The sequence below is a fragment of the Pseudomonas sp. SMN11 genome (genome assembly GCF_052041945.1).
Lineage (GTDB): Bacteria > Pseudomonadota > Gammaproteobacteria > Pseudomonadales > Pseudomonadaceae > Aquipseudomonas.
In genome coordinates, this window is record NZ_JBKGGW010000006.1 from 61,242 (window position 1) to 80,347 (window position 19,106).

General features: G+C 61.6%; 20 protein-coding genes and 1 pseudogene. 12 read left to right on the plus strand and 9 right to left on the minus strand.

Translation table 11 applies throughout. The features are described 5' to 3' along the window. Positions 1-311 precede the first annotated feature (311 nt). A complete protein-coding gene (locus ACLEJU_RS08300; protein WP_435421805.1) occupies positions 312-668 on the plus strand; it encodes a hypothetical protein in 357 nt (118 codons plus the stop codon). After that, positions 656-1,165, plus strand: a complete 510-nt coding sequence (locus ACLEJU_RS08305; protein ID WP_435421806.1) for a hypothetical protein — start codon at positions 656-658, stop codon at positions 1,163-1,165. The genes ACLEJU_RS08300 and ACLEJU_RS08305 overlap by 13 nt, the downstream gene beginning before the upstream one ends. Here the strand turns inward: ACLEJU_RS08305 and ACLEJU_RS08310 are convergent. Then, positions 1,141-2,430 carry an MFS transporter gene (locus tag ACLEJU_RS08310; protein WP_435421807.1) on the minus strand — a complete coding sequence of 430 codons (1,290 nt, stop codon included), beginning with the start codon at positions 2,428-2,430 and terminating at the stop codon, positions 1,141-1,143. The two genes, ACLEJU_RS08305 and ACLEJU_RS08310, sit on opposite strands and share 25 nt — an antisense overlap. A gap of 359 nt (positions 2,431-2,789) precedes the next feature. On the opposite strand from ACLEJU_RS08310, the gene ACLEJU_RS08315 reads away from it, so the two are divergent. Next, a complete protein-coding gene (locus ACLEJU_RS08315; protein WP_027917060.1) occupies positions 2,790-3,188 on the plus strand; it encodes an acyl-CoA thioesterase in 399 nt (132 codons plus the stop codon). A gap of 72 nt (positions 3,189-3,260) precedes the next feature. After that, positions 3,261-4,157: a D-hexose-6-phosphate mutarotase gene (locus ACLEJU_RS08320; RefSeq protein WP_435421808.1), complete on the plus strand. Its 897-nt coding sequence runs from the start codon at positions 3,261-3,263 to the stop codon at positions 4,155-4,157. Positions 4,158-4,214: 57 nt separating this feature from the next. On the opposite strand, the gene ACLEJU_RS08325 is transcribed toward ACLEJU_RS08320, so the two are convergent. The 4 genes from ACLEJU_RS08325 to purE form a co-directional block, all read right to left on the minus strand. After that, entirely contained in the window at positions 4,215-4,748 is a 534-nt protein-coding gene (locus ACLEJU_RS08325; protein ID WP_435421809.1) for a DUF3299 domain-containing protein, read from the minus strand. Positions 4,749-4,797: 49 nt separating this feature from the next. Further along, entirely contained in the window at positions 4,798-5,043 is a 246-nt protein-coding gene (locus tag ACLEJU_RS08330; RefSeq protein ID WP_201199533.1) for a GlsB/YeaQ/YmgE family stress response membrane protein, read from the minus strand. Between the two features lie 97 nt (positions 5,044-5,140). Continuing rightward, the gene (locus tag ACLEJU_RS08335) at positions 5,141-6,223 is read right to left on the minus strand and encodes a 5-(carboxyamino)imidazole ribonucleotide synthase (protein ID WP_435421810.1); all 1,083 of its coding nucleotides are present in this window, start codon (positions 6,221-6,223) and stop codon (positions 5,141-5,143) included. 10 nt (positions 6,224-6,233) lie between these two features. After that, entirely contained in the window at positions 6,234-6,725 is a 492-nt protein-coding gene (gene purE, locus ACLEJU_RS08340; protein WP_003253304.1) for a 5-(carboxyamino)imidazole ribonucleotide mutase, read from the minus strand. Between the two features lie 292 nt (positions 6,726-7,017). On the opposite strand from purE, the gene ACLEJU_RS08345 reads away from it, so the two are divergent. Further along, positions 7,018-7,659: a hypothetical protein gene (locus tag ACLEJU_RS08345; protein WP_435421811.1), complete on the plus strand. Its 642-nt coding sequence runs from the start codon at positions 7,018-7,020 to the stop codon at positions 7,657-7,659. Between the two features lie 3 nt (positions 7,660-7,662). Here the strand turns inward: ACLEJU_RS08345 and ACLEJU_RS08350 are convergent, their stop codons facing one another. Beyond that, the gene (locus tag ACLEJU_RS08350; protein ID WP_435421812.1) at positions 7,663-8,574 is read right to left on the minus strand and encodes a LysR substrate-binding domain-containing protein; all 912 of its coding nucleotides are present in this window, start codon (positions 8,572-8,574) and stop codon (positions 7,663-7,665) included. Positions 8,575-8,756: 182 nt separating this feature from the next. Here ACLEJU_RS08350 and aspA point away from each other — a divergent pair, with 182 nt between their 5' ends. The 4 genes from aspA (at position 8,757) to ACLEJU_RS08370 (ending at position 13,619) form a co-directional block, all read left to right on the plus strand. Further along, complete coding sequence (gene aspA, locus ACLEJU_RS08355; protein WP_435421813.1) at positions 8,757-10,181, plus strand: aspartate ammonia-lyase; 1,425 nt, start codon at positions 8,757-8,759, stop codon at positions 10,179-10,181. 182 nt (positions 10,182-10,363) lie between these two features. Further along, positions 10,364-11,356, plus strand: a complete 993-nt coding sequence (locus ACLEJU_RS08360; RefSeq protein ID WP_435421814.1) for an AraC family transcriptional regulator — start codon at positions 10,364-10,366, stop codon at positions 11,354-11,356. Positions 11,357-11,472: 116 nt separating this feature from the next. Next, entirely contained in the window at positions 11,473-12,513 is a 1,041-nt protein-coding gene (locus ACLEJU_RS08365) for a histone deacetylase family protein (protein WP_435421815.1), read from the plus strand. Between the two features lie 2 nt (positions 12,514-12,515). Further along, positions 12,516-13,619 carry a polyamine ABC transporter substrate-binding protein gene (locus ACLEJU_RS08370; protein WP_103448436.1) on the plus strand — a complete coding sequence of 368 codons (1,104 nt, stop codon included), beginning with the start codon at positions 12,516-12,518 and terminating at the stop codon, positions 13,617-13,619. 30 nt (positions 13,620-13,649) lie between these two features. Here ACLEJU_RS08370 and pdxR read toward each other — a convergent pair whose 3' ends face one another. Further along, a complete protein-coding gene (gene pdxR / locus ACLEJU_RS08375) occupies positions 13,650-15,179 on the minus strand; it encodes a MocR-like pyridoxine biosynthesis transcription factor PdxR (RefSeq protein WP_435421816.1) in 1,530 nt (509 codons plus the stop codon). Between the two features lie 90 nt (positions 15,180-15,269). On the opposite strand from pdxR, the gene ACLEJU_RS08380 reads away from it, so the two are divergent. Genes ACLEJU_RS08380 through ACLEJU_RS08390 form a run of 3 tightly spaced genes read left to right on the plus strand, consistent with a single transcriptional unit; the run spans position 15,270 to position 17,035 of the window. Beyond that, positions 15,270-15,899 carry an FMN-binding negative transcriptional regulator gene (locus ACLEJU_RS08380; RefSeq protein WP_435421817.1) on the plus strand — a complete coding sequence of 210 codons (630 nt, stop codon included), beginning with the start codon at positions 15,270-15,272 and terminating at the stop codon, positions 15,897-15,899. Positions 15,900-15,911: 12 nt separating this feature from the next. Beyond that, complete coding sequence (locus ACLEJU_RS08385) at positions 15,912-16,358, plus strand: N-acetyltransferase family protein (RefSeq protein WP_435421818.1); 447 nt, start codon at positions 15,912-15,914, stop codon at positions 16,356-16,358. A gap of 5 nt (positions 16,359-16,363) precedes the next feature. After that, entirely contained in the window at positions 16,364-17,035 is a 672-nt protein-coding gene (locus ACLEJU_RS08390; RefSeq protein ID WP_435421819.1) for a GNAT family N-acetyltransferase, read from the plus strand. A gap of 49 nt (positions 17,036-17,084) precedes the next feature. On the opposite strand, the pseudogene ACLEJU_RS08395 reads toward ACLEJU_RS08390, so the two are convergent. After that, positions 17,085-17,213: pseudogene (locus tag ACLEJU_RS08395) on the minus strand (transcriptional regulator); the annotation flags it as partial. 75 nt (positions 17,214-17,288) lie between these two features. After that, positions 17,289-19,097: a sodium-extruding oxaloacetate decarboxylase subunit alpha gene (oadA, locus tag ACLEJU_RS08400; protein ID WP_435421820.1), complete on the minus strand. Its 1,809-nt coding sequence runs from the start codon at positions 19,095-19,097 to the stop codon at positions 17,289-17,291. Positions 19,098-19,106 lie beyond the last annotated feature (9 nt).

Below are 19,106 nucleotides of genomic sequence, written 5' to 3' on the forward strand. Positions count from 1 at the left end.
CAACTTCACCTGTTGAATTGTCGTTAAAAGTGTCCTGAGCCATACAGAGTCTCCTTGTCTGTATGGCCGATCGTTGTGAAAAAGCGGTATGACGCTGCGTTACTTGTTTATATATACCCAGCCGAAGACCAATCCCCTCTTTATATTCACTGATACCAAAATAGATATTTCCTACTAGTTGAATTGAAGCTTCTTACAGCGACAAAAACAGCACACAATGAAACAAATCCGCACTGGCACAGGACTCTGTCGAATGCAATTCTATGGGTGAAGCATTTACCAATCACACTTGATCATTAGCAGCGAAATCCATGCCTGATAAATACATTCACGAGAACACTTTCACCCTGCCAACCATTTGGCCAGAAATCCTCATCGAGACCTTAATAAAGAAGCACCCAAGGCTCAGCTTTGCCAAGACCAAGGAAATACTACTTGGAACACCCTCGATCGTTTTGCCCGAATCCCTATTGCCAAAATTCGATTTGGCGTTTCATCTCGTCAGGAACAAGAGGCACGCCTCAGACGCTCAGCCTGGGGATATATTGGCTGAGGTCGACCTGTTTTTCATCGCTTTAAAAATGGCTTGGCCGGACAAAGCCACAGAACTCGAATGCTCCAAGCTGGAAGTAATTCGCCTTTATCAGAACGGGGGATGGGTAAATTGAACCGATCAATAATTGATATCTGGATAGAGCGCCTTGACCACCCGCACGCTTCTTTAGTGACGCTGGGCCATTTGCCAGATATACCTCTTGAAGTGGCATTTATGGGGCAAACGTCAGAAACTGCCACTCCTCTCCCCGGTCTCGAACTGGAGTTTTCAACGGAACCGTCAATATTGAAATGCGTGCACATCAACGTGATAAGAACAATCCCTCAGGATCATCCCTATCAAGGTACGCTACCCGAACGATTACAAGGACTTACAACCAGAAAAAAAGTCACCGAGAGGTTCGGACCTTCGTCCTTGTCACAGCCTCCCCTGCGAATGCCCTCGCCCTTGGGCGATACCGGAGGCTGGGACGTGTTTGTCTGGGAAAACACAAACAACGCCCCCACTTTCGTGATGTTCCAATACAACGCCGAGTTACAGGTTTGCGACTTGGCCTTCTTCAGGGAGGGCGTCGGGTCTGAAACTCAACGCTTCTTCGCCAGCAAATAGAGGCCAACCAGCAAGCCGAGCACACACAAGCCAGCCACATAGTAGGCCGGCGCCATCGGGCTCACCTTCAGCAAGGCCGTCACCACCATCGGCGTCAAGCCACCAAAGATGGCGTAGGCCACGTTGTAGGAGAACGACAACCCGCTGAAGCGCACCACCGCCGGGAACGCCTTGACCATCACGTACGGCACTGCGCCGATCACACCCACGCACAATCCGGTCACCGCATACAGCGGGAACAGCAGCTCAGGATGGGTCGGCAAGCTGTGATAGAAGGTCCAGGAGCTGGCCAGCAGCAGCAGGCTGCCGATCACGAACACCCGGCCCGCCCCGAAGCGGTCGGCCAGGCTGCCGGCGCCGATGCAGCCGAAGCTGAGCAGCACGATCGCCAGGCTGTTGGCCTTGAGCGAGTCGGTGGGGCTGACGTGGTAGATGCTCTGCAGCAGTGCCGGGGTCATCAGGATCACCACCACGATGCCCGCCGAGAGCATCCAGGTCAGCAGCATCGACAGGATGATCGGGCCACGGTGGTCGCGCAGCACCGCGCGCAGCGGCAGCTCCTCGGCCAGCGCCTTGCGCTGCTGCATCTCGGCGAACACCGGGGTTTCGTGCAGCCAGCGGCGCAGGTACACCGAGAACAGGCCGAACACGCCGCCGAGCAGGAACGGAATACGCCAGGCGTAATCGGCTACTTCTTCGGCGCTGTAGAGGGTGTTGATCAGGGTCGCCACCAGCGAGCCGAGCAGGATGCCCGCCGTCAGGCCGGCGGTCAGGGTGCCGCAGGCGTAGCCAGTGTTGCGCGCTGGCACGTGCTCGGAAACGAACACCCAGGCGCCCGGCACCTCGCCACCGATGGCCGCGCCCTGGATCACCCGCATCAGCAGCAACAGGATCGGCGCCCACAGGCCGACCTGTGCATACGTCGGCAGCAGGCCCATGATCAGGGTCGGCAGGGCCATCATGAAGATGCTCAGGGTGAACATCTTCTTGCGCCCGAGCAGGTCGCCGAAGTGGGCCATGACGATGCCCCCCAGCGGTCGTGCCAGATAGCCGGCGGCGAAAATGCCGAAGGTCTGCATCAGGCGTAGCCACTCAGGCATGTCGGCGGGGAAGAACAGCTTGCCGACCACCGTGGCGAAGAACACGAAGATGATGAAGTCGTAGAACTCCAGGGCTCCGCCCAGGGCGGACAGTGAGAGGGTCTTGTAGTCACTGCGGGTCAGCGGCCGCGAGGGCTGCTCGATACTGCTCGGCACGGAGGTCATCGCTCGTCTTTCTCTTGTAGGTCATGCAGGCCGCTTGGCACGCGGCTTCTGGATTGGGGCGAGGAGCGAAGATAGCAAATTGCCGAGCTGCGCTGAAAGCGATACAAAATCCATACACATATTCATAAATACGCGGTCGTCGCTGGACGATTGGCTATATATACTGGCCGCTCGTAGGAAAAGGTTGCTTTAACTGTGGGAAGTTGTGCGAAAACGCCGGTCGTGATGTCAGACGGTTTCGCAGAGTTTCCCTATGGCCGCCCAGCAAAACGGAATCGGCGTAGTATGTTGTCAGCTGAATCGTTTTCCCGGCCTTGCGCCACACCAACGAAAGCGTCACGGGTCAGAGGCCCCATCGCATGATTGAGCTCGAACAAGAAGATCCTATCCCGCAAGGCGACCTGGCCTTGCAGATCACCGCACTGCCGCGCGAAACCAATGGCTTCGGCGACATCTTCGGCGGCTGGCTGGTCGCACAGATGGACCTGGCCGGCACCGCCATGGCCAGCCGCGTCGCTGGCGGCCGGGTGGCGACGGTATCCATCGACCGCATGGCCTTCCTGGTGCCGGTGGCCGTGGGCGCACAACTGTCGTTCTATACCCAGACCCTGGAAATCGGCCGCAGCTCGATCCGCATGATGGTCGAGGTGTGGAGTGACGACCCGCTGTCCAGCGAGTGGCGCAAGGTTACCGAAGCGACATTCGTGTTCGTCGCCATCGATGGCAGTGGCCGAACCCGCTCGGTGCCTCGTCGCTGAGCCTCGCGAGCGGTAAACTCATTGCACGTCACCGGGTCCAAGGGCCCACAGGCAATCAATGAGACGAGCGAAATGGCTACCTTCAAGGTCGAATCCGAGCAACACGGCGAACTCAACTGCTGGCGCATCAGCAGCGACCACGCCGAACTACTGATCGCCCAGCAGGGCGCGCAGATCCTCAGCTACCAGCGTGTTGGCGAGCCACCGCTGCTGTGGCTGAGCGACCAGGCCATCTTCCGCCAGGGCAAATCGGTGCGAGCCGGTGTGCCGGTGTGCTGGCCATGGTTTGGCAACTTGCAGCGCAATCCCGCATCAGTGCAGGCCATGTACCGTGGCGAGCAAGCTCCCGCCCATGGTTTGGCGCGTACGCGTGACTGGCAATTGCTGGGCGTCGAACAAAAAGACGATGACCTGCACATCGAATTCGAGCTGCCAGAGGCCCAGGGTGACCTGCCGGGTTGGCCGCACGATGTCGAGCTGAAGCTGCAGGTCGTCCTAGGTGACGCGCTCACCATATCCCTGACCAGCCGCAACACGGGTAACAGCCCCGTGACCATCAGCCAGGCCCTGCACAGTTACTTTGCCGTCAGCGACGTCCGCCAGGCGCGGGTCGAAGGGGTCGAGGGGCTGCAGTACATCGAGACCCTCGCCGACTGGGAACAGCGCCAGCAGCAGGGTGCGCTGACGTTTGCCGGGGAAACCGACCGGATCTACCTGGATACGCCGCAGACTCTGAGCATTGTCGATCCGCACTGGAAGCGGCGGATCACCTTGACCTGCAGCGGGTCGCGCTCGGCGGTGATCTGGAACCCCTGGACCGAGCGGGCCAAGGAGCTGGCGGACATGGCCGATGACGGCTGGCAGCGGATGCTGTGCATCGAGACGGCAAATGTCTGGGATGATGTGGTGGAGCTAAAACCCGGTGCCGGCCGATCGCTGCAGGTCCGGATTGGCAGCGCTGAGATCTGACTCCCGCATTAACTTCGTCGCGGGCGGGCAAGCCCGCGAAGAGGCCGGTACTGGCGATCAGAGGTCGGCGTCTTCCACCACCCTCACCTTCCCCGCATCCAGCGCATAAGCCGCATCGGCCAGGTCATTGCTGACCTTCTCCACCTTCAACTTGCCGCTGACCCAAAGCGGTGTGTAGATGTCATCGATCTTCAAGCCCTTCGGATACCGCACCAGCACCAGCTGGTTGGGCGGCGGCGGCGGCACGTGGATGCACGCGCCCGGGTAGGGTACGAGGAAGAACAAGGTGCTGTTGCCCTTGGCGTCGCTTTCCAGCGGCACCGGGTAGCCGCCCAGGCGAATGTCCTTGCCGTTCATGGCGGCCACGGTCTTGGTCGAATACATCACCGCCGGCAGGCCCTTGCTCTGCTTGAGGCCGCCCTTGGTAGTGAAAGTGCCATTGGCTTCCGGCGAGTTGTGGTCGATTTCGGGCATCTCTTCGAGCGCCTTCTGGTCCGACTTGGGCATCAGCTCGAGCCAGTCGGTTTCGGGCAGTTCGGCATGGGCCAGGGTGCTGGCCAGAAGCAACGGAATGAGGAAAAGGGCACGCATGGAAATGCTCGGCAACTCGGGATGAATTGCCGGGCATTCTAACCAGTATTCAGCGTTTCTTGATGAATCCGTAGATCACCAGAAGGATGACCGCACCGACCAGCGCACCGATGAATCCTGCGGCCTGGCCTGCCTGGTAGATCCCCAGCGCCTGGCCGCCATAGGTGGCGAGCAGGGAACCGGCGATACCCAGCAGAATGGTCATGATCCAGCCCATGCTGTCGTCGCCCGGCTTGATGAAGCGGGCCAGCAGGCCAACGATAAGACCGATGAAGATGGTTCCAATGATGCCCATGGCAATCCCTCTGCAGTGAAAATGGAACAAGCCAAAGCCTAGACAGCGCTTTGGGTTGTTGCCATTTTCAGAGAGCAGACCCCAGGCAGAAGTTCGATCAGTTGCTGATCAGGGCTTCTACTTCGGCAATCTTGGCCGTCAGGCTGACCATGTCCTGGCAGCGCAGGGTGGCGTGGCCGACCTTGCGCCCGACCTTGAAGGCCTTGCCGTAGTGGTGCAAGTGGCAGCCGTCGATGGCCACGACTTTTTCAACCGCCGGCACTTCGCCGATGAAGTTGAGCATGGCGCTTTCGCCGACCTTGGCGGTCGAACCCAGCGGCAGGCCGGCCACGGCGCGCAGGTGGTTCTCGAACTGGCTGCACTCGGCGCCTTCGATGGTCCAGTGCCCGGAGTTGTGCACGCGCGGGGCGATTTCGTTGGCCTTCAGGCCACCATCGACCTCGAAGAACTCGAAGGCCATCACGCCGACATAATCCAGTTGCTTGAGCACGCGACCAACATAATCTTCGGCCAGGCTCTGCAGTGGGTGTGCCTGGCTGGCCACCGACAGTTTCAGGATGCCGCTCTCGTGGGTGTTGTGCACCAGCGGGTAGAAGCGGGTTTCGCCATCGCGGGCACGCACGGCCACCAGCGATACTTCGCCAGTGAACGGCACGAAGCCTTCCAGCAGGCAAGGCACGCTGCCCAGTTCGGCGAAGGTACCGACCACGTCTTCAGGCTTGCGCAGCACCTTCTGGCCCTTGCCGTCGTAGCCCAGGGTACGGGTTTTCAGCACGGCCGGCAGACCGATGCTGGCGACTGCCGCGTCAAGGTCTGCCTGCGAGAGGATGTCGGCGAAGGCCGGGGTCGGGATGCCCAGGTCGCGGAACATGCTCTTCTCGAACAGGCGATCGCGGGCGATGCGCAGGGCCTCGGCACTCGGGTAAACCGGGACGAACTGCGACAGGAAAGCCACGGTCTCGGCCGGGACGCTCTCGAATTCGAAGGTCACCAGGTCGACTTCGTCGGCCAGCTGACGCAGGTGGTCCTGGTCGCCATAGTCGGCACGCAGGTGCTCGCCCAGCGCGGCGGCACAGGCGTCTGGCGCCGGGTCGAGGAAGGCGAAGTTCATGCCCAGCGGGGTACCCGCCAGGGCCAGCATGCGGCCCAGCTGGCCGCCACCGATTACACCGATCTTCATGGGTTCAGCCTCAAGCCTGGCGCGGGTCTGGATTGTCCAGCACGGTGTCGGTCTGCTCGGTGCGGAACTGCTTCAGTGCCGCGTGATACTGCGGGTACTTTGCACCGAGGATGCTCGCCGACAGCAGTGCGGCGTTGACGGCGCCAGCACGGCCGATGGCCAGGGTGGCAACCGGCACGCCAGCAGGCATCTGCACGATCGACAGCAGTGAATCGACGCCCGACAGCATCGACGACTGGACTGGCACGCCCAGCACCGGCAGGTGGGTCTTGGCGGCACACATGCCTGGCAGGTGGGCAGCGCCACCGGCACCCGCAATGATCACCTCGATGCCACGCCCTTCGGCCTCTTCGGCGTACTGGAACAGCAAGTCCGGGGTGCGGTGGGCGGAAACCACCTTCACTTCGTAGGGAATGCCGAGTTTTTCCAGCATATCGGCGGTGTGGCTAAGGGTGGACCAATCGGACTTGGAGCCCATGATCACGCCAACCAGTGCACTCATCGTCGAGCCTCTCCTGCAAGCGCCTTCTGGCGCGCTAAAAGCAACAAGCCACGCAGGTGGACCGGCGTGGCTTGTCATACGGATTCTGAATCGACCGGGTCGGTCGAAGGCGCGGGATTGTAGCGTATTTCTGGGCGGGCCGCCCACCCCCATAAGCACATGTCAGATCAAAGGGCAAGCTGTCTCGCGGGACAAGTTTTCTGCGGTCCGCCAGCCAAGCGCCAGGCCTTCCAAGTGCCTCTCGCGCCAGCGATGCCGGAATCTCAACACTTCCCACAATGGAGGTTCCACCATGCCCTGCATCAAAAGTCTCGCCACCTTGATATTGCTGGCGTGCGCCCTGCGCGTGCCAGCAGCCATCGCCAGCGAAACCCTGATCATCCACGTATACCTGCACGATGAACTCGCATCGGTCAGTGAACAAGCGCTGTACCGCGATTACCTGAAACACTGGGAAGACGAGATGCACGCATTCACCTCGCAGCCGATTGAGGTGATCTACCATCGCGATATTCCGGGCATCACCGATATCGAATACGCCGCAAGCAACAATGCCCAATCGACACTTCAGGCCTTTCATAACGCCGTGGCCGAACTCAGGTTCCAGGAATATCCAGGAGGCATCAACAAGTCGATCCTGGTGACCGAGAACGGCTACGAGCTACTCAACAACGGCAACACGTTGCAAGGGCTGGCACAGTTCGAAGGCAACTACGCCATCGCCTCTCGCACCAGTTACGCCAGCCTTGGACACGAGATCGGCCACATGCTCGGGGCCACTCATGAACACGCAGAAACCATCAGGACGCCGCTGCTGGTCAAATGCGAGACGTATGTCTACCCGGAACGCGCCTGGGACCGATCAAACTGTTACCACTACAGCGATGCCAATCGACTGAACATCGTTGCGCACCTGCGTAGCCATCAACAGTGACGGTCAAGCCTCGCCCTGACTGACAGCCGACTCGAGCTTGCGCCATAGCAGCCTGACATTAGCCTTGCGCACCAAGGCGCAACGATATAGACGGATCTCTAGCGGCACATGCCATTGGGTGCCACCACATATCGCCAGTTCGCCACGCTCCAGTTCGCCGCGCATCGATAAGCGCGGCACCCAGGCAATGCCCATCCCTTCGAGCGCCATGCTTTTCAGACTATCGGCCATCGCGGTTTCATAAACGGTGGTATAGCGCAGGTTGCGCTGGCGCAAGAGCAGGTTCACCGAACGGCCAAGGAAGGCACCAGCGCTATAGGCCAACAACGGCACGCTGCTGTCGGCCTCAAGGTCGAAAAGCGGCTTGCCGTCGGTATCCACTGCGCACACCGGAAGCATTTCGGTGGTGCCCATGTGCAGCGACGGGAAGATCTCGGCATCCATCTGCAGGGCGGCGTCAGGGTCATAGAACGCCAGCATCAGGTCGCAGCCCCCTTCCCTTAATGCATGCACCGCGTCCCCGACGTTAGTCGCAACCAGGCGGGTGGCAATGTTCAGACCATCATTGCGCAACTGGGCTACCCAGCGAGGGAAAAAGCCAGATGCCAGGGAGTGCGCGGCAGACACCTGGATCACCTCACCCTGGCCACCTTCAAGGTGATGCAAATGGCGGAGAACTTCGCTCAACTGGTCGACAACGGTACGCGCAGTGACCAGAAACAACTGCCCTGCCTCGGTCAGCTCGATCGGTGTGCGGGAACGATTCACCAAGGTTAGCCCCAGCGCCGCTTCCAGGCTGCGTATACGCCGGCTGAAGGCGGGTTGGGTGACGAAACGTCGCTCGGCCGCCTGGGAAAAACTGCGGGTGGAGGCCAGAGCACTGAAGTCCTCCAGCCACTTGCTTTCGAGGTTCATGAAGCAGATCTCCCGGCGTGCACCAAAATGGAACACGCTCGAATGTCAATTGGCGTCACATGAAACACTATGCCGTTTGTGCATAGGTTAGCGTGCAACAGCATTGGCCGCAAAATCCCCTTCACGCCTAGGATTGGCGCCATTCCGGCATGTGCCGGGTCAAAATCGAGATGATATCCATCATGTCCTCCGCTGCATCGTTCCGCGTCGAAAAAGATCTGCTTGGTACCCTTGAAGTCCCTGCCGATGCCTACTACGGCATCCAGACCCTGCGCGCTGCCAACAACTTCCATCTCTCCGGTGTTCCGCTGTCGCACTACCCGAAGCTGGTCGTGGCCCTGGCCATGGTCAAGCAGGCTGCTGCCGACGCCAACCGTGAGCTGGGTCACCTGAGCGATGCCAAGCACGCTGCCATCAGTGCAGCCTGCGCCCGCCTGATCAAAGGCGATTACCACGAGCAGTTCGTGGTGGACATGATTCAGGGTGGTGCCGGTACTTCCACCAACATGAACGCGAACGAAGTCATTGCCAACGTCGCGCTGGAGGCCATGGGCCACCAGAAGGGTGAGTACCAGTACCTGCACCCGAACAACGACGTGAACATGGCGCAGTCGACCAACGACGCCTACCCGACCGCTATCCGCCTGGGCCTGCTGCTGGGCCACGACGCCCTGCTGGCCAGCCTCGACAGCCTGATCCAGGCCTTCGCTGCCAAAGGCAAGGAATTCGACCACGTACTGAAGATGGGCCGTACCCAGCTGCAGGACGCTGTGCCGATGACCCTGGGCCAGGAATTCCGTGCCTTCGCCACCACCATGAGCGAAGACCTGCAGCGCCTGCGCTCGCTGGCTCCGGAACTGCTGACCGAAATCAACCTGGGCGGTACCGCCATCGGTACCGGCATCAACGCCGACCCAGGCTACCAGGCCCTGGCCGTACAACGCTTGGCCACCATCAGCGGCCAGCCGTTGGTACCGGCTGCCGACCTGATCGAAGCCACCTCCGACATGGGCGCCTTCGTACTGTTCTCCGGCATGCTCAAGCGTACCGCGGTCAAGCTGTCGAAGATCTGCAACGACCTGCGCCTGCTGTCCAGCGGCCCACGCACCGGCATCAACGAGATCAACCTGCCAGCACGTCAGCCAGGCAGCTCGATCATGCCAGGCAAGGTCAACCCGGTTATCCCGGAAGCCGTCAACCAGGTGGCCTTCGCCATCATGGGCAACGACCTGGCCCTGACCGTCGCCGCCGAAGGTGGTCAGCTGCAGCTGAACGTGATGGAGCCGCTGATCGCCTACAAGATCTTCGACTCGATCCGCCTGCTCCAGCGCGCCATGGACATGCTGCGCGAGCACTGCATCGTCGGCATCACTGCCAACGAACAGCGCTGCCGTGAACTGGTCGAGCACTCGATCGGCCTGGTCACCGCCCTGAACCCTTACATCGGCTACGAAAACGCCACCCGTATCGCTCGCGTTGCCCTGGAAACCGGCCGCGGCGTACTGGAACTGGTGCGTGAAGAGAAGCTGCTGGACGACGCGATGCTCGACGACATCCTGCGTCCGGAAAACATGATCGCTCCACGTCTGGTTCCGCTGAAGGCGTAACTCAGACCGCTGCAAACAGTCTCACCAGGTCGAGGGACTAGACACCTCTCAACCTTTCAAAGGCCCGAGCGCACGCTCCGGGCCTTTTTTTTCGCCTCATGAATACCGCGCCAGCCATGCCGTGCCGGTATCGGCACACAACTTGCTCCATAATGCCTCCCAGGCCCACGGGATGACCGAGCATGCTGCACAGCCACCTGACCACCCTCAACGCGGTTTCGCTGATCCTCAACCTGTTCCGGGAAGAAGGCTGCGAGGCGACGACGTTGCTCGCCGGCAGCGGCATAGGCCCGGCCGACCTGGGCCATAGCGACGCACGCATCACCACCCAGCAAGAGTTGCAGGTTTGCGCCAATGCCGTGGCCCGGCGCGAAGAAATCGGCCTGGAACTGGGCCGGCGCATGCATGTGTCGTGCTACGGCATGCTCGGTTACGCCCTGCTCTCCAGTGCCACTTTGGGTGACGCCTTGCGCCTGGCGCTGCACTATCCGGCACTGCTGGGAACAGTCTTCAAGCTGCGCTTGGTCGATGATGGCCAGCGCGTCTGGTTCAGCGCCAGCGAATACCATGACAGCCCTGCCCTCGCCGCCTTCAATGCGGAGTTCTGCCTGGTGTCGTTGAAAGTGATATGCGATGACCTGCTCGGCCGCCCTCTGCCGCTGCTCGGCGCCCGCTTCGAGCACCCAAGGCCCGGCTACCATGGCCTCTACAGTGGCGCCTTCCAGTGCCCACTGGCCTTCGACGCCGAGGACAACGCCTTTGCCTTCGAACGGCGCTGGCTGGACATGCCATTGCCGCTGGCCGATCCGATTACCCACAAGGCCATGAGCGAGCGCTGCCGGCGCCTGAACCTGGAATTCACCGGGCGCCAGGCCTGGCTTGGGCGAATCCGCCAGCTCTTGCTGCAACAACTGGATGCGGCGCCGGGCCTGGAGGGGCTGGCGCGGCAGATGAACTGCTCCTCGCGGACCTTGCGCCGGCACCTGCAGGCACTGGGCTGCAGTTATCAACAACTGCTCGATGAGCTGCGCTTCGATCGGGCCAAGCAACTGCTGGCCGACGAGCAGATGCCGATCTACCGCATCGCCGAGACCCTGGGGTTCAGCGAGACTGCGAGTTTTCGCCATGCATTCCAACGCTGGAGCGGTGTCGCCCCCAGCCACTTCCGCGGTTGACCTGTGGTGGCCAACGAGCTTGGCCACATCGATCCCCTTTTGGCCGTTTGCGTCGTTCTCCGCCACCGGGCCGCCCGTGAAAATGGGCTTACGCCAGTACCCCCGGAGAACAACAAATGCTGACGATCTATTCCGATGATCACCGCCTGCACCATGGCCGCTGCGAGCTGATCGACGGCAAGCTGATGCCTTGCTTCGAAATGCCTTCACGCGCCGACCATGTCCTCGAACAAGTGAAAAAGCGCAACCTCGGCGACGTTCAGGGACCGACCGATTTCGGCCGCGCACCGCTGCAGCGCATTCACAGCGCCGACTACCTCGACTTCTTCCAGGGCGCCTGGGCGCGTTGGGCCGCGCTCGGCCACGACGGCGACCTGCTGCCATTCACCTGGCCGGCGCGCACCCTGCGCCAGGTCAAACCAACCGGCCTGCATGGCGAACTGGGCTACTACAGCTTCGACGCCGGCGCACCGATCACCGCTGGCACCTGGCAGGCCGCGTACAGCGCCGCGCAGGTCGCCCTGACCGCCCAGGCTGCCATCCAGCAAGGCGCTCACTCTGCCTTCGCCCTGTGCCGCCCACCAGGGCACCACGCCGCCGCTGAAGTCATGGGCGGCTATTGCTACCTGAACAATGCCGCGATCGCCGCCCAGGCCTTCCTCGACCAGGGCCGCGCCAAGGTGGCCATCCTCGACGTCGACTACCACCACGGCAACGGCACCCAGGACATCTTCTACCAGCGCAACGACGTGTTCTTCGCCTCGATCCACGGCGATCCAACGGATGAATTCCCGTTCTTCCTCGGCTATGCCGATGAAACGGGTGAAGGCGCAGGCGAAGGCTGCAACATCAATTACCCGCTGCCCGCCGGCAGTGACTGGACAGCCTGGAGCACGGCACTGGAGGACGCCTGCCAAAGCATCGCCGCCTATGACCCCGACGTGCTGGTGATCTCCCTCGGCGTGGACACCTTCAAGGACGATCCTATCTCCCAGTTCAAACTGGACAGCCCGGACTACCTGGAAATGGGCAAGCGCATCGCCCAGCTCGGCAAACCCACCCTGTTCGTGATGGAGGGTGGCTACGCTGTGGAAGAAATCGGTATCAACGCAGTCAATGTGCTGGAAGGCTTCCAGCGCGCCCAGCCAGGAGCCTGATCATGGTCCGACTCAAGCGTCTGCTCGCCCCGTTCATCGCTGCCACCCTGTTCACCGGTGCCCTGCAGGCTCACGCCGAGCAGCGCACCCTGCGTGTGTATAACTGGTTCGATTACATCACCCCGCAGACCTTGAGCGACTTCCAGAAGGACAGTGGCGTCAAGCTGATCTACGACATCTTCGACACCAACGAAGCGCTCGAAGCCAAGCTGCTCACCGGCAACTCCGGCTACGACGTGGTAGTGCCGTCCAACGTATTCCTCGCCAAGCAGATCGAAGCCGGGGTGTTCCAGCCGCTGGACCGCAGCAAGCTGCCGAACTGGCAGCACCTGGACCCGGCGCTGATGAAGCTGATCGAAGCCAACGACCCGGGCAACAAGTTCGCCGTGCCGTACATGTACGGCACGATCCTGATCGGCTTCAACCCGGACAAGGTCAAGGCTGTGCTCGGTGACAAGGCCCCGGTCGACAGCTGGGACCTGATCTTCAAGGAAGAGAACATCGCCAAGTTGAAGCAGTGCGGCGTCGCGTTGCTCGACTCACCGTCAGAGATCCTGCCGCTAGCCCTGCAGCATCTGGGCTTGCCACCCAACAGCGACAAGCCGGACGACTACAAGAAGGCCGAAGCGCTGTTGCTGAAGATCCGCCCGTACATCACCTACTTCCATTCCTCGAAGTACATGGCCGACATCGCCAACGGCGATATCTGCGTGGCGGTTGGCTACAGCGGCAGCTTCTCGCAGGCCGCCAACCGGGCGAAGGATGCGAAGAATGGCGTGGTGGTGGACATGCGCCTGCCCAAGGAAGGTGCACCGATCTGGTTCGACATGCTGGCGATCCCGAAGAACGCGGCGAACCCGGAGGATGCCCATGCATTCATCAACTACCTGCTGCGGCCTGAGGTGATCGCGCCGATCAGCGACTTCGTCGGCTACCCGAACCCGAACAAGGATGCCACCGACAAGGTCAGCCCGGCGATTCGCAACAACCCGAACCTGTACCCGACGGCGGAGGCGATGGCCAAGCTTTATACCCTCAAGCCGTTGACGCGTGAGGCTGAGCGGGCGCGGACCAGGGCCTGGACACGGATCAAGTCCGGAACCTGATTTAGAACGGGGGCCGCTGCGCGGCCCCATTCACACTTTCCACACCCTGCGCAATTTCAACAAGGACTCGGCAATCTCCCCTTCAGGGACCGCCGCAAACCCGAGCACCAGCCCTGCCCGCTTATCCACAGGCAGATCGCTATCCTCCAGCCAATAACTGCTCAGCGGGTTCACCTCCACCCCCACCGCCTCAGCCCTCGCCACCAGCTCCTGCTCCCGCGCAAAGCTATCCACCTCCACCTTCACATGCAGCCCCGCTGCCACCTCAGGCATCGCACCCAGCCCAGGCACATCCACAGGCCATCCGGCCTTGAGGACATTGCGCCGGCTCAGCGCCGCCTTGCGCATGCGCCGGATGTGCCGCTGGAAGTGCCCTTGGGCCATGAATTCGGCCATCACGCACTGGGTGCCCACTTCCGAATGCCGTACCGCCAGCGCCCGCCCCTGACTGAACGCCTGGACCAGCCGTGGCGGCAGCACCAGATAACCCAGGCGCAATGCCGGAAAGGCGATCTTGCCGAAGGTCCCGACGTACAACACCCGCCCCTGGCGGTCGAGCGCTGCCAGCGGGGTCAAAGGCGCGCCGCTATAGCGGTACTCACCGTCGTAGTCATCCTCGATGATCCAGCCATCGTTGTGCTCGGCCCAGGCCAGCAAGGCCAGACGCCGCGGCAGACTCATGGTCACACCGGTCGGGTACTGGTGCGCCGGCGTGACATAGGCCAACCGGCAGTCCGTCAACTGCTCCAGGTAATGGCAATCCATGCCCTCCTCGTCGACCGGCACGCCGGTCACCTTGCCACCGGCTACGGCGAAGGTATGCCCAGCAGCACGATAACCCGGGTTTTCCACAGCCACACCGTCGCCCGGTTGCAACAGCAACTGTGCACAAAGGCTGATGGCCTGTTGCGCACCACTGGTGATCACAATTTGTTCAGCCGTACAGGAAAGGCCGCGCGAACGGCGCAAATAGGCGGCTATTAGCTCGCGTAGCACTGGTTCACCCGCTGGGTCGCCATAACCCAGCTGCGCAGGCGACGGATTGCGCCAGAAACCCGCCTGCAGCTTGGCCCACACGTCAAATGGGAACAGATCGAACGCTGGAATTCCGACTCGAAATGCCTTCGGAGCACCGCTTTTTGGCGGCGGCAGATGGTTACTTTTCAACCTTTCCAATGGCGCACTGGACAGCGTGTTGCTGAATAAATCCTCAGTGCTTTCCAAAGAAAATGTGGATAACCCTGTTGATAAACCCCGGGATAACCCTGTGGACAGTTGTGTGGATAGTTTTGGTAGCCGGGTCACATAAGTACCATCCCCCACCCGGCTTTCGATGTAGCCCTCGGCATACAGCTGGTCGTACGCACGCACCACGCTGTTGCGCGACAGCGCCAGCACGTTCGCCAGATCCCGTGTGGCCGGCAACCGCGTGCCACTGCTCAACCGACCATCCAGCACCCGCGCACGCAGGGCCTGGTACAGCTGCTGGCTGAGCCCACGACGACGATCGAGAACGATACCCGCAGGATCGAAAGGCAACACGAGGGGGCGCTCGCTCATGAGATTGGACCTATCAAAACAGTCATTAATGGCTCTTACCCAGAACCAATAGCCTGCCTAGGATGGAACCATTCGACAAGGACCTTGCGCATGTACAACAGCAAACCCCACCAGGAACATGACCTTGAGCGCTTGCACCAGCACATGCGCGAAACCCGTCTGGCCGTGCTGGTCAGCCACGGTGAACAGGGCTTGCTGGCCACGCACCTGCCGGTGTTGCTCGACACCCAAGAGGGCGAGTTCGGCACCGTCTATGCCCACCTGGCGCGGGCAAACCGCCAATGGCAGGACCTGGAGCAAGGCGCCGAAGCACTGCTGGTGTTCCCGGGTGCCGACGCCTACGTCAGCCCCAGCTACTACCCGAGCAAGGCCGAAAACCCCAAGGTGGTGCCGACCTGGAACTACCTTGCCGTGCACGCCTACGGCACGGCCGAAGTGATCCACGACCCCACGCCGCTGCTGCAGATCGTCAGCCGCCTGACCGATCGCCACGAACAGGGCCGCAACGTGCCCTGGAAGGTCGCCGACGCCCCCGCCGACTACCTCGACGGCATGTTGCGCGCCATCGTCGGCATCCGCCTGCCTATCGCCCGTCTGCAAGGCGCGCGCAAGCTCAGCCAGAACCGCTCGGCCGAAGATATCGCCGGCGTGCGTGATGGCCTAGGCGCCAGCCCGGATTACCTGGACAACCAACTTGCGGCGCACATGCGCCAACTCTGAAGGAAAAGTCCCATGCCCAGCGTTACCCTGCGCCCCGTCAGCGCCCAAGACCACGCCGCCTGGCTCGCCCTGTGGCAAGCCTACCTGCGCTTCTACCAGACCGAGCTGGCAGAGGAAGTAAGCCTCAGCACCTGGCAACGCCTGCTCGACCCGAACGAGCCAACCCTTTCGACCCTGGCCTGGGTCGATGGCAAGGCGGTTGGCATGGTCAACTTCATCTACCATCGTTCCAACTGGAGCATCGAGAACTCCTGCTACCTGCAGGATCTCTACGTCGACAACAGCCAGCGGGGCCTGGGCATCGGCCGCCAGCTGATCGAACACGTGTACGCCGCGGCCAAGGCCGCCGGCTGCATCAAGGTGCACTGGCTGACCCACGAAACCAACGCCACCGCCATCAGCCTGTACGAGCAGGTTGCCGAGCGCCCGGGCTTCATCCAATTCCGCAAAGGGTTGTAGGCCACATGACTGACGCACTGAACTGGAAACCTGCTGCATCGCCCAAGGCCGAGCCCATCGACGGCCGCTTCATCCGCCTGGAGAAACTCGACCCGGCGCGCCACGGCGACGACCTCTGGCTCGTCCTGCAAGGTCCCGATTCCGACCCGGTGCTGTGGGACTACCTGCCCTACGGCCCGTTCACCGAGCGCACTGCCTTCGACCGCTGGCTGCAAGGTAATGCCGCCAGCCATGACCCGCTGTATTACACCGTGATCGACCGCGCCAGCGGCCAGGCCCAGGGCGTACTCACCCTGATGTCGATCGTGCCCGACCACGGCCGTATCGAGATCGGCCACATCGCCTTCGGCGCCCCCATGCAGCGCACGCCCAAAAGCACCGAGGCCGTCTACCTGCTGGGCAAGCTCAGCTTCGCGCTGGGCAACCGCCGCCTGGAGTGGAAGTGCAACAACGCCAACGCCCGCTCCAAGCGCGCAGCGGAGCGGTTCGGCTTCACTTTTGAAGGGGTGTTCCGCAAGCACTTGGTGGTGAAGGACCATAACCGCGATACGGCGTGGTATTCGATTACCGATGATGAATGGCCACAGGTGGCGGCCGGGTTCGAACGGTGGTTGAGCGCAGAGAATCAGAGGCCGGGAGGCCAAGCTCAAACACTTGAAGACTGCCGCAGAGGCTGATTCATCGAAACCGATCACGGGCCAGTGGGCCTGTGATCGGTCTGAGGGGTTACCTCATCTGGCTCGCGCGCCTGACGACGCCCAGCTGCAAACCAAATGGTTTGAATACAGCGTTCAACGACTTGAACGTGGGATTACCATCACCCTGCTCAATCTGAATGAGCGTACGCACGGAAATAATGCCGTGGCGAACCATAAAAAAAGGGGAGCATCCGCTCCCCAGAGGTTAACCGCTTGTAGATGAGGGCTTATCTCAGCCCTCGATCTCGATCAGGATTTCGCCCGGCGTCACGCGATCGCCCTTGGCCACGTGGATAGCGACGACTTTGCCGGCGATGGCCGCCTGCACTTCGGTCTCCATCTTCATCGCTTCGGTGATCAGCACGGCCTGGCCGGCCTTGACCACGTCGCCTTCCTTGACCAGCACATCAACGATGTTGCCTGGCATGGTGGTGCTGACATGGCCCGGTGCACTGGCCTGCTTGCGCTTGCTGCCACCGCCGCCGACGAATTCGTTGAGCGGCTCGAACACCACTTCTTCCGGCATGCCGTCGATCGACAGGTAGAAGTGACGCTTGCCTTCGGCCTTGACGCCGACACCGGTGATGTCGACTCGGTAGGTTTCACCGTGTACGTCGATGACGAACTCGGTCGGTACACCTTCACCGCCATGGGACGCCACTGCACCGGCCTCGGGAATCGGCAGCAGGGCTTCTGGGGTCAGGGTGCCGGCTTCGCGCTCTTCCAGGAACTTGCGGCCAATGTCCGGGAACATGGCGAAGGTCAGCACATCTTCTTCGCAACGGGCCAGGGCGCCGATGTCGCCACGCAGCTTGGTCATCTCTGGCTTGAGCAGGTCAGCCGGACGCACGTCGATGACTTCTTCGTTACCGATGGCCTGGCGGCGCAGCTGCTCATTGATCACGCCCGGCGCCTTGCCGTAACCACCCTGCAGGTACAGTTTCACCTCGTTGGTGATGGTCTTGTAGCGCTCACCGGCCAACACGTTGAAGAACGCCTGGGTACCAACGATCTGCGAGGTCGGAGTCACCAGCGGCGGGAAGCCGAGGTCTTCACGCACCCGTGGGATTTCAGCCAGCACTTCGTTCATGCGGCTCAGCGCGCCCTGCTCCTTGAGCTGGTTGGCCAGGTTGGAAATCATCCCGCCCGGGACCTGGTTGACCTGCACGCGGGTGTCCACGGCGGTGAACTCGCTCTCGAACTGGTGGTACTTCTTGCGCACGGCATAGAAGTACAGGCCGATTTCCTGCAGCAGCTCCAGGTCCAGGCCGGTGTCGAACTCGCTGCCCTTGAGCGCGGCGACCATCGACTCGGTACCCGGGTGGCTGGTGCCCCAGGCGAAGCTGGAGATCGCGGTGTCGATGTGGTCGGCACCGTTTTCCACGGCCTTGAGCTGGCACATGGCGGCCAGGCCAGCGGTGTCGTGGGAATGGATGAACACCGGCAGCGACTGCTCGGCCTTCAGCGCCTTGACCAGCTCACCGGCAGCGAACGGGGTCAGCAGGCCGGCCATGTCCTTGATCGCCACCGAGTCGCAACCCATGGCCTCCATCTGCTGGGCCTGCTTCACGAAGGCATCGATGGTATGCACGGGGCTGACGGTATAGGCGATGGTGCCCTGGGCGTGTTTGCCGGCAGCTTTCACTGCTTCGATGGCGACACGCAGGTTACGCACGTCGTTCATGGCGTCGAAGATGCGGAACACGTCGATGCCATTGACCGCGGCCTTGGCGACGAAGGCCTTGACCACGTCGTCGCTGTAGTGGCGGTAGCCCAGCAGGTTCTGGCCGCGCAGCAGCATTTGCAGACGGGTGTTCGGCAGGGCCGCACGCAGTTTGCGCAGGCGCTCCCACGGGTCTTCCTTGAGGAAGCGCACACAGGCGTCGAAGGTGGCACCACCCCAGACTTCCAGCGACCAGTAGCCGACCTTGTCGAGCTTGTCGCAGATCGGCAGCATGTCTTCGGTGCGCATGCGGGTAGCCAGCAGGGACTGGTGGGCGTCGCGCAGGATCGTGTCGGTTACGTGAATTTTCTTGGACATTATGGGGTT

What these genes read in the sequence shown, in the direction of transcription:
- ACLEJU_RS08300 (WP_435421805.1), top strand. Translation starts at nt 312, where the DNA reads ATGCCTGATAAATACATTCACGAGAACACTTTCACCCTGCCAACCATT.
- ACLEJU_RS08305 (WP_435421806.1), top strand. Translation starts at nt 656, where the DNA reads ATGGGTAAATTGAACCGATCAATAATTGATATCTGGATAGAGCGCCTT.
- ACLEJU_RS08310 (WP_435421807.1), bottom strand. Translation starts at nt 2,430, where the DNA reads ATGACCTCCGTGCCGAGCAGTATCGAGCAGCCCTCGCGGCCGCTGACC.
- ACLEJU_RS08315 (WP_027917060.1), top strand. Translation starts at nt 2,790, where the DNA reads ATGATTGAGCTCGAACAAGAAGATCCTATCCCGCAAGGCGACCTGGCC.
- ACLEJU_RS08320 (WP_435421808.1), top strand. Translation starts at nt 3,261, where the DNA reads ATGGCTACCTTCAAGGTCGAATCCGAGCAACACGGCGAACTCAACTGC.
- ACLEJU_RS08325 (WP_435421809.1), bottom strand. Translation starts at nt 4,748, where the DNA reads ATGCGTGCCCTTTTCCTCATTCCGTTGCTTCTGGCCAGCACCCTGGCC.
- ACLEJU_RS08330 (WP_201199533.1), bottom strand. Translation starts at nt 5,043, where the DNA reads ATGGGCATCATTGGAACCATCTTCATCGGTCTTATCGTTGGCCTGCTG.
- ACLEJU_RS08335 (WP_435421810.1), bottom strand. Translation starts at nt 6,223, where the DNA reads ATGAAGATCGGTGTAATCGGTGGCGGCCAGCTGGGCCGCATGCTGGCC.
- purE (WP_003253304.1), bottom strand. Translation starts at nt 6,725, where the DNA reads ATGAGTGCACTGGTTGGCGTGATCATGGGCTCCAAGTCCGATTGGTCC.
- ACLEJU_RS08345 (WP_435421811.1), top strand. Translation starts at nt 7,018, where the DNA reads ATGCCCTGCATCAAAAGTCTCGCCACCTTGATATTGCTGGCGTGCGCC.
- ACLEJU_RS08350 (WP_435421812.1), bottom strand. Translation starts at nt 8,574, where the DNA reads ATGAACCTCGAAAGCAAGTGGCTGGAGGACTTCAGTGCTCTGGCCTCC.
- aspA (WP_435421813.1), top strand. Translation starts at nt 8,757, where the DNA reads ATGTCCTCCGCTGCATCGTTCCGCGTCGAAAAAGATCTGCTTGGTACC.
- ACLEJU_RS08360 (WP_435421814.1), top strand. Translation starts at nt 10,364, where the DNA reads ATGCTGCACAGCCACCTGACCACCCTCAACGCGGTTTCGCTGATCCTC.
- ACLEJU_RS08365 (WP_435421815.1), top strand. Translation starts at nt 11,473, where the DNA reads ATGCTGACGATCTATTCCGATGATCACCGCCTGCACCATGGCCGCTGC.
- ACLEJU_RS08370 (WP_103448436.1), top strand. Translation starts at nt 12,516, where the DNA reads ATGGTCCGACTCAAGCGTCTGCTCGCCCCGTTCATCGCTGCCACCCTG.
- pdxR (WP_435421816.1), bottom strand. Translation starts at nt 15,179, where the DNA reads ATGAGCGAGCGCCCCCTCGTGTTGCCTTTCGATCCTGCGGGTATCGTT.
- ACLEJU_RS08380 (WP_435421817.1), top strand. Translation starts at nt 15,270, where the DNA reads ATGTACAACAGCAAACCCCACCAGGAACATGACCTTGAGCGCTTGCAC.
- ACLEJU_RS08385 (WP_435421818.1), top strand. Translation starts at nt 15,912, where the DNA reads ATGCCCAGCGTTACCCTGCGCCCCGTCAGCGCCCAAGACCACGCCGCC.
- ACLEJU_RS08390 (WP_435421819.1), top strand. Translation starts at nt 16,364, where the DNA reads ATGACTGACGCACTGAACTGGAAACCTGCTGCATCGCCCAAGGCCGAG.
- oadA (WP_435421820.1), bottom strand. Translation starts at nt 19,097, where the DNA reads ATGTCCAAGAAAATTCACGTAACCGACACGATCCTGCGCGACGCCCAC.